At 67.8% G+C, this 14,777-nt stretch carries 9 protein-coding genes; 2 read left to right on the top strand and 7 right to left on the bottom strand.

Features of this window, described 5'->3' with window-relative positions; all coding sequences use genetic code 11:
- Positions 1-207: 207 nt before the first annotated feature.
- The 7 genes from HUT18_RS32560 to HUT18_RS32530 all read right to left on the bottom strand — a co-directional run bounded on the left by HUT18_RS32560 (position 208) and on the right by HUT18_RS32530 (position 10,491).
- Positions 208-1,011, bottom strand: coding sequence for an AraC family transcriptional regulator (locus tag HUT18_RS32560; RefSeq protein WP_176104091.1), 804 nt, complete (start codon positions 1,009-1,011; stop codon positions 208-210).
- Entirely contained in the window at positions 1,008-4,199 is a 3,192-nt protein-coding gene (locus HUT18_RS32555; protein WP_176104090.1) for a chondroitinase family polysaccharide lyase, read from the bottom strand. Before HUT18_RS32555 ends, HUT18_RS32560 begins: the two co-directional genes overlap by 4 nt.
- Before the next feature lie 136 nt (positions 4,200-4,335).
- Positions 4,336-5,223 (bottom strand): family 16 glycosylhydrolase, encoded by an 888-nt coding sequence (locus tag HUT18_RS32550; RefSeq protein ID WP_176104089.1) that lies wholly within the window; start codon positions 5,221-5,223, stop codon positions 4,336-4,338.
- 12 nt (positions 5,224-5,235) lie between these two features.
- A complete protein-coding gene (locus HUT18_RS32545) occupies positions 5,236-7,158 on the bottom strand; it encodes a hypothetical protein (RefSeq protein WP_176104088.1) in 1,923 nt (640 codons plus the stop codon).
- Between the two features lie 61 nt (positions 7,159-7,219).
- Positions 7,220-8,173: a carbohydrate ABC transporter permease gene (locus HUT18_RS32540; protein WP_176104087.1), complete on the bottom strand. Its 954-nt coding sequence runs from the start codon at positions 8,171-8,173 to the stop codon at positions 7,220-7,222.
- A gap of 8 nt (positions 8,174-8,181) precedes the next feature.
- The gene (locus tag HUT18_RS32535) at positions 8,182-9,132 is read right to left on the bottom strand and encodes a carbohydrate ABC transporter permease (protein ID WP_176104086.1); all 951 of its coding nucleotides are present in this window, start codon (positions 9,130-9,132) and stop codon (positions 8,182-8,184) included.
- 6 nt (positions 9,133-9,138) lie between these two features.
- Entirely contained in the window at positions 9,139-10,491 is a 1,353-nt protein-coding gene (locus HUT18_RS32530) for an ABC transporter substrate-binding protein (RefSeq protein WP_176104085.1), read from the bottom strand.
- 262 nt (positions 10,492-10,753) lie between these two features.
- Between HUT18_RS32530 and HUT18_RS32525 the strand changes: the two genes are divergently transcribed.
- A complete protein-coding gene (locus HUT18_RS32525) occupies positions 10,754-11,953 on the top strand; it encodes an ROK family transcriptional regulator (RefSeq protein ID WP_217710540.1) in 1,200 nt (399 codons plus the stop codon).
- A 515-nt stretch (positions 11,954-12,468) separates the two neighbouring features.
- Entirely contained in the window at positions 12,469-14,724 is a 2,256-nt protein-coding gene (locus HUT18_RS32520; RefSeq protein ID WP_176104083.1) for an alpha-L-fucosidase, read from the top strand.
- Positions 14,725-14,777 lie beyond the last annotated feature (53 nt).

Raw genomic sequence — 14,777 nt, 5'->3', positions numbered from 1 at the left:
GCTCGACAGAATTAGTTCGGACTTTAGTCGAACTAACTTCGTCCGACAAGGATCCCCCGCGCGCTGCTCGGCCGTGACACCGCACCTTCGACAGCGCCCACGCCGAGGGAGTACGGAGCACTGATGGGTGGTCGCGCGCCCCTCGGACGCCGACCCTGGCGTGCCCTCATGGTCACGCACCACGGGCCGTGCTCCCGTACGTCACCGCTACGAGGTCCGCGCCCCCAACTCCCCACCGTCGTGAGGATCACCGGCGCGAACCGCGCGCGGCGATGCCCCAAGTTCCCGTCTGCACGCCTTGTTGAAGGCCTGCAGGTCGGCCATTCCCACGGCGGCGGCGATCGCCGAGATGGAGAGCGTCGACTCGCGCAGCAGGTGCCGGGCCCGGGCCATGCGACGCGACCTGATGTACGCGACCACCGTGGTGTCGAAGTGGGCGTGGAACAGCCTGATGAGGTGGTTGTGCGAGACACCGGCGGCCCGTGCCACCTCGGGGACGGTGAGGACTTCATGGAGCCGGCACTCGATGTGGGCCACGGCCGCCTCGACGCATGCGTGCGGCTGTCCGGCCGTGCCTCGGCGGCCGAGGTCCGCGACCCGCCACAGTGCGGCCCACACCTCGGCGCTCACCCGCGCCGGACTGTGGGGCGCGGCGGCAACGGCCCGGTTGACGAGGTCGGTCAGCACGGGAGCCTCCGCGCCCATGTCCTGTATGAGCGGGACACGGGTCGGCTCACCGTCGTCGGCGAGCGCGAAGTGGGCGTACAGATGCTCCGAGCGGCCCCGGTAGTGGTACTCGACGCGCCGCCCGGGCGGGATCACGCTGACCCGCCCGGGCCGCACGGCGTACCCGGCCGCGTCGACGGTCAGGTCCGCCACGTAGCCGTAGACGTGGAGCTGCCACAGGTCGGGCAGCCGGAACACGTCACGGTCCGAGGTGACACCGTGCACACCCACGCCGAGGTTCACCACCCGAGGTGGCGCGCCGAGACACAGCTCAACAGGGGTCATCGCGCCCCGCTCGCCCGCCTCAGCCGTACCTGTACCGGCCGTCCGTCGACGGTTCGGAAGGAAACCACGGTCCGCCCTCCTTGGCGTCCGGTCGCGCACTCCTCGTCCGGGCCCGCTTCCCAGTGTCCTTCCAGGGTGACCTTCATCGTGTGCGGGGCACTGGGACTCCGCAGCCAGGGCCGCGAGTACGCCGTCCAGTGCCCGGTGTACCGCCCCTTCTCGTACTGGTCGGGGTCGCGGCCTTCGTGGAGTCGCAGATCGGGGTCGCACACGGAGAGCACCAGTGTGTCCAGCCCGTCGTCGCGGGTGAGCAGCATCGACGGGGTGTCCACGCCGCGAACGAGCGGATCGGAGAGCCGCGCAGCGGGTTCGAACACGGCGTAGCCCGTGATGCCGGTGGCCCGGTCGGTGACGATGTGCGCCGTGTCGTCGGCGCGGCGCACGGTGTACGGCGCGTGCTCCGGGTCCGCGGCCGAGGCCGTGAACGCGGCCATCGACTCGGCGGTGGCGCCCACCACCATCGCGTACTCGTACGTTCCTCGCTTCGGCGACTTCCCGTGCCGCAGCCACGCGGTGGCGAAGTCCCCTCGTGTCTCGGCGTCCGTGCCCTGGTGGCGGGAGACCTGGGTGCCCCGGGTGAGGGCCAGGCGCTGACCGGCGGGCACGTGATAGCCGATGCCCTTGTCGTCCAACAGCCAGGCGCCCCTTTCGAGTTGCCGGTCGCTCCGGTACGGGAAGGAGGTCACCGGCGTCGCGCCGTCGCACCAGGTCGGTGCGGAAGTGGCGGCCAGCCGGGTCTGGAAGAGGGTCGTCTCCGTCTCGTGACGGGCGTCGTCGTTGCCGATGCCGGTGCCGAGCGCGACGACCCGGTTGTCGAAGAGGAAGACGGACTTGCGGGCGCGGTGGCTGCCCTCGTACTTGGGGTGTTCGCGCAGCCGCATCGCGAACATGCCGTTGCGGCCGTCGAGGGTGTGCCCGCCGGCGAACGCCTCCTCGGACAGCAGCATCTCCTCGATGGTGCCGGTCAGGTCCGCCTTGAGCAGGGGCCACGGCTTGTGGAGCGTCGTGGTGCCCGGCCGGCGGTTCCAGTCGTAGCCGTCGGGGCGGTAACCGCTGTCCAGGTTGGTGACCTGGGGGCTGCCGCGGTGCAGTACCTGGATCTGGCCGTAGGTGTTGTAGCGGCCGTACCAGTTCGCCCCCTCGTAGATCTCCGTGGACCACAGGTAGCGGTTGTGGCCGCGCACGGTGACCTGCCAGTTGTCACGCCGCTGTACGGCGAGTGCCGCGTAGTTGTACGCCCAGGCGCCGGACGGTGATGCCTCCGCGCTGATGCCCGCCGCGGCCAAGCGCGAGGCGATCTGCTTCTGGGCGGCGTCCGGTGCGGTGGGCAGCAGGCGCAGGAAGGCTGCCCCGGCCTCGGGATCGAGGGCGCTGCCGCCGTCGGGGGTGCCGGCGACGGTGAGCCACTGGAGGGCACCAATGGACATCCCGGTGGTGCCGCTCGGGTTGCGGCCGCTGAGCGAGAGGGGCCAGTGCAGGGTGTTGCCGACGACGCGAAGCGTCAGGACAGCCCGTTTGACCGCCTCGTGTGCCTCATTGGAGACCCGGAAGACGCCGCCCGCGAGGACGTACAGCATCGGTGAGACGCCGTTGAACGCGTCGCGTGCGTAGTCGGGGAAGAAGCCGACGTGGTGGAAGGTGGTGCCGTCGCGCTTCAGGCCGTCCTGGATGCCGTCGGTGGGCAGCAGATAGCGGTCGAGCCAGTCGCGCAGCAGCTTGAGGTACGCGACCTGGCGCGCCTCTCCGTCCTGGAGGAGTGCGACCGTGAGCATGCCGCGGACGGTGGTGTTGATGATGTCGGCGGTCGAGCCGTGTCCGTTGCGGAAGTCGAAGCCGCGGAAGATCCGGCCGAACCCGCACAGCCAGGTCAGGTCGGCGCGCACGGCCTCCAGAAGCCCGGCCTCGCGCAGCACGTCCCGCATGAGGTACAGCGAGTCGTAGTAGCCGGTCAGCGCGTAGCCGGAGTGATGGATGGTGCCCAGACAACTCCCGTAGGCCCAGCCCTGATCGCGCAGCCGTCGTACGAACCGCAGATAGAGATCCGCGAGCGCGGGCCGGTGAGCGGCGCCCGCGGCGTCGTATGCCTGGGCCACACGCCTCATGTGGGCGGTGGCGTCGGTCAGGCTGGCGGCGTTGACGAAGCTCTTGAGGTCGGCGCTGATCGGCGGCGGATAGATCTGCGACTGGTAGGAGAAGACGGGCCGCCCGTCGAGCAGGGGTGCGGCCTGGGCGGTGAGCGCCGTGACATGGGCGTCGTCGACCCGGACCGGGGTCGCCGCGTAGTCGTCGTGGTAGCGGGTCACCACCCCCTTCAGAGCGTCGAGTTCGGTGGCCGAAGGCCGGGGGCTGTCGATCACCGCCTGGGTGAGCAGCCGGTCGAAGCGGTAGAGGGCCTGCCAGTGCTGCTGGTCCCATTCGTCGCCCTCGATGCCGATCGTCGGCACCTGGGTGTCTCGGCACGGGGCGTCGGGGCGCAGGGCGACGTTGGGCAGGAGCTGATCGATCCAGAGGGTGCCGGAGCGGCGCGGGGCGATGATCCGCAGGGTGTCCATGCCGGGGCGCGGGCGGCCGTTCATGTCGTAGGCGTAGCGCACCCAGGCCGTGCGCCAGCCGGTGAAGCCGAGGCCGAACTCGAACCAGCAGTCGGTGCGTTCACCTCGTCCGAACTCGAAGCGGAGGACGTCATCGACGGCGTCCTCGTTGTGGATCCACACGGAGAACGTGTCGACCGTGCCCTGCCACGCCTGGTCGGCGAGGGGCTTGGTCTCGTACGGGTCCGGGACCCACGCCAGATCGCCGTCGACGGTGATGACGGAGTGCGGCCCGTGGTCCCAGCGCAGCGAGTTCTTTCCGCACACCGAGGTGTGGCCGCTGATGGACAGGCGGTTCCCGCCGCTCGCCGTGAACTGCGGCGGGACGGCGCTTTCGAGCAGGAACGCGGGCGGCCTGAGGGCCAGGGCGCGTTCTTCCAGCGGGTTGAGGGGTGCCGCTGCCGCGCCTTCGGCGGCGTACGCGGCATCGGTGCGGGCTGTGGCGCCCAGGAAGGGCAGCGTCAGGGCTCCGGTGGCGGCGGCGCCATAGCCGAGCAGTCTGCGCCGAGGGAGCGGAGGGAACTGAGGTGAATCCACGGGCATCCTTACACTTCGTGCCGAACGCGGAGGTAATCCAGGGGAATCCGGGGGGAATCCGGGGAACGAGTCGAGCACCTCGTCGTGAACGGATCCGTCCGTCCACGACGAGGTGAATCCACGGGCGCCCGTTCTCCTATTGCCAGACGCGGATGTAGTCCACGTAGAAGCTGGAGGACGAGTCGAACACCTCGTCGTGGATGGACCCGTCGGCCCATTGGTCGAGGATCTCGTGCGAGAGCAGCGGGTACTCCTTGACCTGACTGATCAGCTTCGGGTCGGTGACGGTGCGCACCACACTGCCGTCATAGGTGAACTCCAGTTTGGTGGCAGACCATTTGAGGCCGACCGTGTGGTAGCCGGAATGCAGACCGGGTGCGGTGGCCACGGCTCCCGACTGCTGGTGCTGCGGGGGGTTGAAGCTGTCCCAGTGCAGGGTGGCCGAGTACTGGTCGGCCTTGAAGTTGGACTCGACGATGTCCATCTCGGCGCCGTCGCGTGCCGTGCCGTCGTACACGCCGCCGGGGGCGAGGCCACCGGTGGGCAGCAGCCACACGGCGCCCAAGTGCCCGTTGGTGGGCGGGACCTTGATGCGTGCTTCGAGTGTGCCGTGGGTGAAGTCGAACTTGCCCTGGCTGTCGATCAGGCCGCCCGTGTACGTGTTCGCGGCGGGGTTGCGTACTTTGATCTCCAGGCTGCCCGCACCGTTGAGGGAGACGTTGGCCGGGTCGTAGCTCCAGGTGTCGGGGGGCACGGTGCCGGAGCGGGCCCAGTCACGTGCCGTCCACTTGCTGGTGTCGAGTGACGTTCCGTTGAACTCGTCACTGAACACCAGAGCCTTGACCTTGCCGCGGGCCAGCGGCTTGGCGTTGTGGGGTGTCTTGGTGTCCACCAGCGACGAGCGGGAATCGGACTCCGGAGCAGGGGCGGCGACCAGGGCGGCGCCGGCGGAGGGCGCGGCGATCAGGGCCGCGCAGGTCAGACCGAACAGCGGCAGGATGACGCGGATACGGCGGTCGGACATGGTTTCTCCTCATCATTGAGAGAGTCGGTACAGGCCTACACCGAGGCCTTCGAGCCGATCTGTGAAGCGGCCTCCCTTCTTGGCGAGTTCACGGCCCTCGAAGAGGACTTCGGCCTTGTCGTTGCCGCGTCCCGTGAACGAGACGGTCCGTGCTGCGCCGGACCGGTTGACGACGAAGAGGTAGTCGTGGCCTTCGTGGGCGCGTGTCGTCCACTCGAGGTCGTCGCTGTGGGCGACCCTCACGGACTCGGCCCGGTCGGCGGACAGGATGACCGGGGACAGGGTGCTGATCTGGGAGACGACGGCCTTGGCCCGGTCGAGCAGCGTCCGGTACGACTCACCCGCGGCGTCGCGCTCCATGTCGAACCGGGAGTAGTAGATGAGCCCGTTCGCCCCGGCGACGATGGCCTGCCAGGACATGCTGCGGACCTCGGCGAGGTTCGGCGCGCGCACCCCGAAGTGGCCGTAGTTGCCCAGGTTGTGGAGCTGGATCACTGTCCAGACGGCGCTGCCCGGCCGCTCGCGGACCGCCGCGGCCGTCGAGGTGTAGACGTGGTGGGGGCCGTCCGTCGGCTCTCCCTTGATCGGGTAGTTGTCCGTGCCGTAGGCGTCGGTGACCTCCTGGGTGAGGTCTCCGGGCCAGACGCGGTAGTCCACGGAGTACGCCGGGTGGTCGAAGTCGTTCTCGACGACCGAGGCGTACCGGGGGCGGACGACAGGTCCTTCGGTGTCGGGCGGGGTCTCGTCGTTGATGTACCAGCCGAGCAGCGAGGGGTGGCCCTTGTACTTCTGCACTTCGCCGGCGTCCGTGTTGCGGTGCGTGAAGAGGGTCTTCATGCCGCGCCGGTGTGTCTCGTCCAGGATCGGGACGGTCGGCACGTGGTACGAGACGACGGTGTTGAACGAGGCGTACTGCAGGTCCTCGAGGTTCTTGGAGGTGGTCGGCCCGTTGTAGGCGCCCAGCGGGAAGAACAGTTCTCCGTTGTGCCGGGTGCGCCCGTGTGCGTCGAAGTACGTGGTCGGCACTTCGCTGTCGCGCAGCTTGCGCAGCTCGATCGTCTTGTCCTCGACCGTCCGGCCCTTCGAGTCGACCGCGCTGACGCGCAGCTCGTACTCCCCATGGGCCAGCCGTGACACCGGGTGGGTGTACTTCAGCCGGGAGGCTCCGGAGTAGGTGCGGGTGTGCACCTTGTGGCCGTCGGCGTCGGCCAGTTCGACGTTCACCTTGTAGTCGGAGGCGTCCGAGCCGGTCGGCGGGTAGAGGCCGATCCGGAGGTCGATCTCCCGGTTCTCACCCGGGATGAGCAGTCCGCGGTAGGCGGGCGCCGCGAGCTTGGCGCGCAGCAGCTTCGGCTCGTGCCGGGTGACGACCAGCTCGTCGATCCAGGCGGATCCGGTGGTCTGACGCTGAAGGTAGAAGATCGCCTTCATGTACGCGGCGCCTGCGGGGGCCGCCTGAGGTCCGCAGGTCAACTGCACCCAGTCGGCGCTCGTGGTGGCACCGGCGTAGCCGCCGCCGAGGTAACAGTCGTCCTTGGCGTACCACTCGACGGCGATGGAGGCACCGCCGTTCTTCAGGCCCTCCGTCTTGACCCAGGCGGACACGCTGACGGGCACGTAGTCCTCGGCGGCGTGCGGGATCTTCTTCGTGGCGAAGACATAGGTCGACTCGTCGGGGCGGGTGTAGCGCAGCGACTGGGTGCCTTCGCGGTGGACGGCCCGGTCGTAGTGGGTGAAGCCGTTGAGCCACTCGCGGTCGGAGTCCTCGAACGACGTGGTGAAGACGACCTTGGGCGTCGTGTCGGCGAGCAGCGCAGCTCGCGCGGCGGGGCCGGCGTGGGCGGGGCCGGAAAGGACGCCGGTGCCGAGGAGACCGGCTGCGCCGATCGAGACCCCACCGGCGAACAGGGACCTACGGGACAAGGAGTTCGACATGAGCGGTGGCTCCAACTTCGTGACGGGTGAAGGGAGTTACGGGGAACGGGCGGATGGCGGGCTACTTGCCGGCGCCGAGGGTCAGGCCTTCGACGATGCGGCGGCCGAGCCAGATGTAGACGGCGATGATGGGCAGGACGACGATGACGATCCCCGCGAACAGTCCGCCCCAGTTCGAGGTGTACTGCATGGTTCCGTAGAGCCCGAGGAGGGCTTGGGGAAGCGTGTATTTGTCGGTCTCGGTGATCAGGACCAGGGCCAGGAGTGTCTCGTTCCACAGGGAGATGACGAGCAGGATCGTCGCGGTGACGATGCCGGGGCGGGCCAGGGGCAGCATGACCACGCGGAAGGTGCGGAAGCTGGAGCAGCCGTCCAGGGCGGCTGCTTCTTCCAGTTCTCGTGGCAGTGAGCGGAAGAAGCCGGTGAGCAGGTAGACGGTGAAGGGCAGGGACGAGGCGACGTAGATGAGGTAGAGGCTGATGCGTTCGTCCCACCAGCCGAAGGTGTCGTACATGTAGGTGCTGATGTTCTGCATCCATACGAAGACCGGGATGATGACGGCCTGCATCGGGATGCCCATACCGGCCACGAACGCCATGGTGATCAGTTCCGAGGAGCGTCGCTGGCCGCGGGACAGGACGTAGGCGGCCGGGGCACTCAGCGCGATGACGGTTGTCGCCGCGGCGGCGACGATGACGACGGAGTTCATGAATCCGCTGCCGAGGTCCGAGGAGTTCCACGCGTCGGTGAAGTTCTTCGGGTCCAGTGAACGGGGCAGCTGGAAGGGGTCGGTGAAGATCTCGGAGCCGTTCCTGAAGGCGGTCAGGATCACCCACAGGAGCAGGAAGACGTTGAAGCAGGCCCAGATCCAGGTGAGGGGGACCCCGAGCATCCGGAAGGGGCCCGAGGAGCGACGGCCGCACCGGGACCGGGTCGGCCCGTGCGGGGGAGGCGTGGCGCGTGCCGCCGCATCCTCGGAGTCGGTGATCGGCGAGTCCGGCAGTTTTATCGTCATGGCGTTCCTCAGAACTGGATCGCGTCGCGGCGCATGGCCCGGCGCAGCAGGGCCACGAGCAGCACGATGAGGACGACCATCACCACGCCCATGGCGCAGGCGTAGCCCAGCTCGTAGGACGGGTTGCGGCCGCCGGTGGAGACCAGGAACTGCTGGATGGTCAGGGTCCGGGAGCTCACCGGGGGTGCGTCACCGGTCCCGGTGAAGGCATAGATGAACTCGAAGATCTTGATCGAGTTGATCACCCAGAGGACCGCGGCCACCGAGACGACGTCCCAGGTCAGCGGCAGGGTGACGTACCAGAACTTCTGGAACTCGTTGGCGCCCGCCAGCTCGCTGTCCTCGTAGAAGTACGGCGGGATGCGGTCCACACCGGCCATCAGGAGGATGACGTAGAAGCCGGTGGTGACCCAGACGATGCCGATCATGATGGTCCGGAAGATGTTGTCCGGACTCAGCCAGTTGGTCGCCAGCGCGTCCAGTCCGACGGCGCGCAGCGAGGCGTTGACGAAGCCGTCCGGGGCGAGCAGCAGCCCCAGGGCCACGCCGATGGCGATCGGCGAGATGATGTGCGGGAAGAACAGCAGGGTTCGGAGCGTCTTCCTGCCCCTGGTGTGCCGCAGCAGGACGGTGATGGCGAAGGCCAGGACGAAGATGCCGATGCCGCACAGGAACACGATCTTGAGTGTGTTGGCAAAGGCGGTCTGGAAGACGTCGTCGTGCAGCAGACGCCGGTAGTTGTCGAGACCCGCGGGCTCCATCCGGTCCCCCGCACCCCGCCACCGCTGAAAGCTGACATAGACACTGACGGTGGCGGGAGCGATGAACAGGGCGAGATAGACGAGGAGCGCGGGTGCGACGAACGGCAGGAAGATACGGCGCTGCTGACGGCCGAGGGCACCGTCGTCGCGGTGGTTGGGCCGCTGTCGTCTGCGCGTGAGCGCGGTGTGGACGGACATCGGCGGTCAGCCGCTGTTCTTGTGGTGGGCGACGCTCTTGTCCTTGATGGTCTCCACGAAGCTTTCGGCGCTCTTGATCTTGCCGTTGAAGAAGTCGACGAGGGTGGGCTCCCACACGTCGGTGACCCACTGTGCGGCAACTCCACCGCAGTCGTCGTTGGGCTGGAAGTACTGGCGGTCGGCGCCCGCGTACTCCTTCGCGAAGTCGCGGAGCGTGCTGGGCGCGGGGATGTCCTTGCGAGGGGTGAGGTTGTCGGCCTGGGTGCTGATCGGTGTGAGCTGGTCCTTGGCGAGGAAGAACTGGATGAACTTCTTCGCGGCCTCCGCGTTGCGTGCCTTCGCCGGGACCGCGAAACCGATGACACCGGCCTGGGTGGCGTTGTTGCCCTTGCCGCCGTCGACCTCCGGGTACGGCATGGACCGATAGGTGATGACGGAGTCGACGTCCTTGCCGGACTTCTCCAGCGCCGCACCGGTCTCACTCGGGGCCCAGGTACCCATCAGCAGGAAATCCGTCTTACTGGTGCCGGTCGCCCACGCGGTCTGCTGGGCCGGGAACTTCGTCGCGTTGAAGTCCTTGGGGAAGTACCCCTTGTCGATCAGCTCCCCGATGTCCTTGGCAGCGGCCAGGAATGCCGGGTCGTCCCAGGTGGCGCCCTTCTTGTCCTGACACGCCTTGTTCAGCAGCCCCACACCCCCATGCCGGACCACACTCCAGGTCATCCAGTACGCGTCGTACCCGGAGATGTCACCGTCGAGAGCGAGCGGCGTACGACCCTTCTGCTTGAGCTCGTCCAGCTTTCCGGTGAATTCGGACCAGCCCAGCTGATCCTTGCCGTCCAGGTCCGGGTGCTGCTTGCCGTTGAACCACAGCGTCGAGCCGACGACCTCGTACGGGACCACCATCGGCTCCCCGTCCTCGTTCTTCGCCGAGGCGACGAGCGCGGCGGGGACGATGTCGGAGACCTTCTGCGTCTCCCCCGTGATCTGTGCGTCGTAGACGTCCTGGAGTCCGAGTGCACCCTCGCCCAGCACGGCGCGAAGGGAGCTGCCGTCCTGGTCGGTAAGGTCCGGTGGGTTGCCCGAGTTGAGCCGCGGTACGACCTGCTGGAGGACCTGACGCCCCGCCCACTGGACCTTGACCTTGATACCGGTCTTCTTGGTGAACTCGTCGAGGGACGCCTGCAGTACCTTCTGCTGCGGTTCCCCCTCCTTCCACATCGACCAGTAGACGAGAGTGGAGCCCGGCTTCCCGCCTCCCGGCTCGGAGCCGGGCGCGTTGCACGCCGCGAGAAGGCAGAGGGCGCCCGTCCCCGCGAACAGAGCGGTGATTCGGCGTGAGCGGAGTACGGATGACATGGTGATCACCTTTGGGCCGATCGGAGAGCGACTTGGCGCCTTGATTTAGTTCGACTAAAGTCTGAACGAAGTTAGTTCGTGCAGTGTGCGAACTAACAAGGCTGGATGTCAATAGGCCAGAGCGGCGCAATCCGTCCGAGGCAAAGAACGCCGAGGCGACCGCCTCGACAGAAGTACCGGCACAAATCACCCAAGGGGGATGCAGATGAAGACCAACAGGCCCGCGGGCACCGTGTCAATCGGTGCGAGCAAAGTTGCCACCGTGCGACGCACCAACCTGGGCCTGCTCCTGCAACTGCTGCGCGACCACGGAGCCCGTTCGCGCAGCACGATCGCCACCGAGAGCGGCCTGCCCAAGGCCACCGTGTCGAGCCTCATCGGCGAGCTGGTCGAACGCGGCCTCGTCCGCGAGGGCGAGGCGGACCGCAGCAAGGGCGTGGGGCGGCCGGGACAGACGGTCGGGCTCGACGGCACCACCATCTGCGCCCTGGGCCTGGAAATCGACGCCGACTACATCGGCGTCCTCGCACTCGACCTCCAGGGCACGGAGATCCACCGTGGCCGAGTGGCCCTGGACATCAGGGGGTTGAGCGCCGAGACCGCCCTCGGCACGGTCGCGAACGTCATCCGCGACGGGCTCGCCGCCGTCGAAGCGCACGGTGTCCGGGCCGTCGGAATATGCCTCGCCACACCCGGCGTCGTCGACGCCGGGAAGGGGACCGTCGTCTTCGCTCCCAACATCGGCTGGCGCGACGTGCCGGTCCGGGCATGGCTGCGCGAGCGGCTCGGCCCTGGGGTGCCCGAGGTGGAGGTCGACAACGACGCGCGGCTCGCCACCGTCGCCGAGCACGCCCAGTTGGCCTCCCAGGGAGTCACCGACCTGCTGCTTCTGACCGGAGAGGCCGGAGTCGCCGGCGGCGTCATCACCAACGGCAAACTGCTGCGCGGCCACGCGGGCCTCGCCGGGGAGATCGGGCACGCCGCGCTCGGCCCGTCGGACGAACCGTGCCCCTGCGGGCGCAAGGGCTGCTGGGAGACGATGGTCGGCCTAGGCGCGCTGCTTCGCCGTGTCGCCGACGCCGACGATCCCGTCCGTGACGCCTCCCGCGATGTGGAGGAGCGGATGGCCGAGGTGATGCGGCGGGCACAGGACGGTGACGCCCGCACGCTCGGCGCCCTGGACGACATCGCCCTGAGCCTGGCCCACGGCGTCAGCGTTCTCGCCGACATCCTCAACCCACAAGTCATCGCTCTGGGCGGCTACTTCGCCTACTTCGGCGACTACTTCGTCCCGGCAGTCGAGGAGCGCCTCGGAAGCCGCAAGATGCTGGCCTCCTTCCCGCAGACCGAGGTCACCCGGTCCCGGCTCGGCTTCTCCGCCGCCGCGTTCGGCGCAGCCCAGTTCGCGCTCGACGCCGTCTTCCAGGACCCGACACTGATCGAGGTTCCGGCCGCTCACTGATCGACGCCCCGCGCCCTCACGGCGCCGTCGGCAGGCGGTGTCGCGGGGCCGTCGACGTCTGCTTCCCCTTCGGGCTCCACTCAGCCGGACACGACGTCCGGCCCCTTGCTGTGCCCTCAGCCGGACCGCGCACCCACTCCGCGCAACCGACGAAAACGAACCACACTCGAAGGCTTGTCGGCGCCTCTCTCCACCTCTAGCCTCTCGGTCAGAGATCCGACCTATAAAGACGGACGGGTGAGCCGCACCCGAAGCTTCAAAGCAGTGGAAGCGTGAAGGCCCGTGGGCAACTCACCTCAAACTGCTAGTAATTCCCGCACAGGCAGATGGCGGCGAGCGCGTGAATCCGCGACTCCAGCCCCCACATGGAGACTTTCATCCGATGTATTGCTCCCACGGTGAAGGCATCGCTCTCACAGTGAAGGCATCGGACGACTCAGCTTCTCCTCGCCGTCACGCACAGCGTCCCGCGCCCCGCCTCCCGCGTCCGGCACAGCGAAAGCAGAGGACCGCAGATGAGAAACAAGAAGCAGCAAACAGTGAACGCGATGACCGTGGTGGCCGCCATGGCCGCGATGACCGCCCTCGCGACGGGGGCGGGCCCGGTGGCCGCTGCCCCGGCGCGTGAACCGACCCCGGCCGGGAGCGACGACTACGAGCCGACACCGGAGTCGCTGAAGAAGCACACCTCACCGCAGTGGTTCGACGACGCCAAGCTGGGCTTCTTCGTCCACTGGGGCCCCTACTCCGTACCTGCCTGGGCACCCAAGCAGTCGTACGCGGAGTGGTACTGGAAGAGCCTGAGCGAAAAGGGCAGTTCGACGTATGAGCACCACCGCAAGACTTACGGCGAGGACTTTGACTACGACCGGTTCATCGAGCAGTGGAGGCCCGACAAGTTCAACCCCGAGGAGTGGCTGAAGCTCTTCGAGGACGGCGGCGCGAAGTACTTCAACCTGGTGTCCAAGCACCATGACGGCGTGGCGCTGTGGGACACGAAGACCACCGACCGCTCCACGGTCAAGATGGGTCCGCACCGCGACTTCGTCAAGGAGTTGATGGACGCGGCCCAGGACTCGCCGCTCAAGAAAGGCCTCTACTTCTCGATGCCCGAGTGGTTCCACCCCGCCGGGGGCTGGACCCGCAACGGGCCCGTCAATCCCTACACCGGCAAGGACATCCCGTACACGGGCTACAAGCCGGTCAAGGACTACGTGATGGACCATCAGTATCCGCAGATGCTGGAGTTGGTGGACCGGTTCGACCCGGACATCATCTGGTGCGACATCGGCGGCAATAACAACAGCAACGAGTTCATGGCGCGCTACTTCAACCAGGCCAAGAACCGTCCGAGCCCCAAGGAGGTGACGGTCAACAACCGCTGCGGCAACGGGATTTCGGACTTCACCACCCCCGAGTACGCGGTCGAGCCCGAGATCAACCCGGCGAAGTGGGAGGCCACCCGCGGCATCGGCCACTCCTTCGGCTACAACCAGCAGGAAGGGGTGGAGGACTATCTGACGTCGGACGCACTCATCGACAGCTTCGCGGACATCGTCAGCAAGAACGGCAACCTGCTCCTCAACATCGGGCCCAAGGCCGACGGCTCCATCCCCGAGATCCAGGCCGAGCGGGTACGTGACCTGGGCGCCTGGCTGAAGATCAACGGCGAGGCGATCTACGGGACCACCTACTGGAGCCACGCCGAGGACAAGAACAGCAACGTTCCCGTGCGGTACACGGTCAAGGACGGAGCGCTGTATGTCACCGCCCTGAAGTGGCCTGGCGAGAAGCTCACTCTCACCGACGACATGCCGCTCGCCGACAACAGCACGATCAAGCTCCTCGGTTCGGACGGCACCCAACTGCCCTTCAAGCGCACCGACGGCAAGGTGGACATCACCATGCCGGCCAAGGGCGCTTCCGCGACCGCCGGCCGCGACGCCTACACCTTCAAGATCACCACGCCGGGCGTGCGGCAGATCCTGCGCACGGACCTGAAGCTGCCCTCCGGCCAGGGCCCGGGCGAGCCGTACCTCGCCAAGGGCGGAGTGCCCTTCACCGCCAAGGTCACGGTCACCAATCCCTCCGGCCACCGTGCCCCGGGCGGACGCGTCGCTGTCAACGTCCCGCAGGGATGGGCGGTGCGCGAGCAGGAGACACGCGTCGACTCACTGCCGGCACACAGCTCGAAGACCGTGGAGGTCACCGTCACCGCGCCGCGGGACGTGTCGCCCGCCCGCTACGCCCTCAGCACCTCGGCGACCTTCGGCCGCGCCCACTACAGCGCCTCGCAGCAACTGTGGCCGGGGGTCACCTCCCTCGACAACGTCGCCAAGGGATCAGCGGCCACGCAGAAGAGCACCCGAGGGGACGCCGTCGCCGCACGGGCCGTCGACGGGAACACCAACGGCAAGTTCTTCGAGGGCTCGGTCACCCACACGAAGGAGGCCGAATCGGAGGCCTGGTGGCAGACCGACCTCGGCAGCAGCACAAAGATCAGCGACATCTCGCTGTGGAACCGCAACGACTGCTGCTCGCAACGCCTCTCCCGCTACTACGTGTTCGTCTCCGACACCCCGTTCACCAGTGGATCGGTCAAGGACACCCTCGCCCAGCCCGGTGTGAAGGCGTACTACCGGGAGGACGCGGTGGGCAGTCCGACCCAGCTCCCCGTCGACACCGCGGGCCGCTATGTACGCGTCCAGCTCACGTCCACCACTGACCCGCTGACCCTGGCGGAGGTCCAGGTCTTCGCCCCGCCGACGTGACAAGGACTTTGCGGCAGCGCACCCCACCCACAAGCAGGCAGGCAGACAGACAG

Source organism: Streptomyces sp. NA04227 (assembly GCF_013364195.1).
GTDB lineage: Bacteria > Actinomycetota > Actinomycetes > Streptomycetales > Streptomycetaceae > Streptomyces.
The sequence above is the reverse complement of the archived record's forward strand: the minus strand, read 5'-3'. Positions and strand labels throughout refer to the sequence as shown.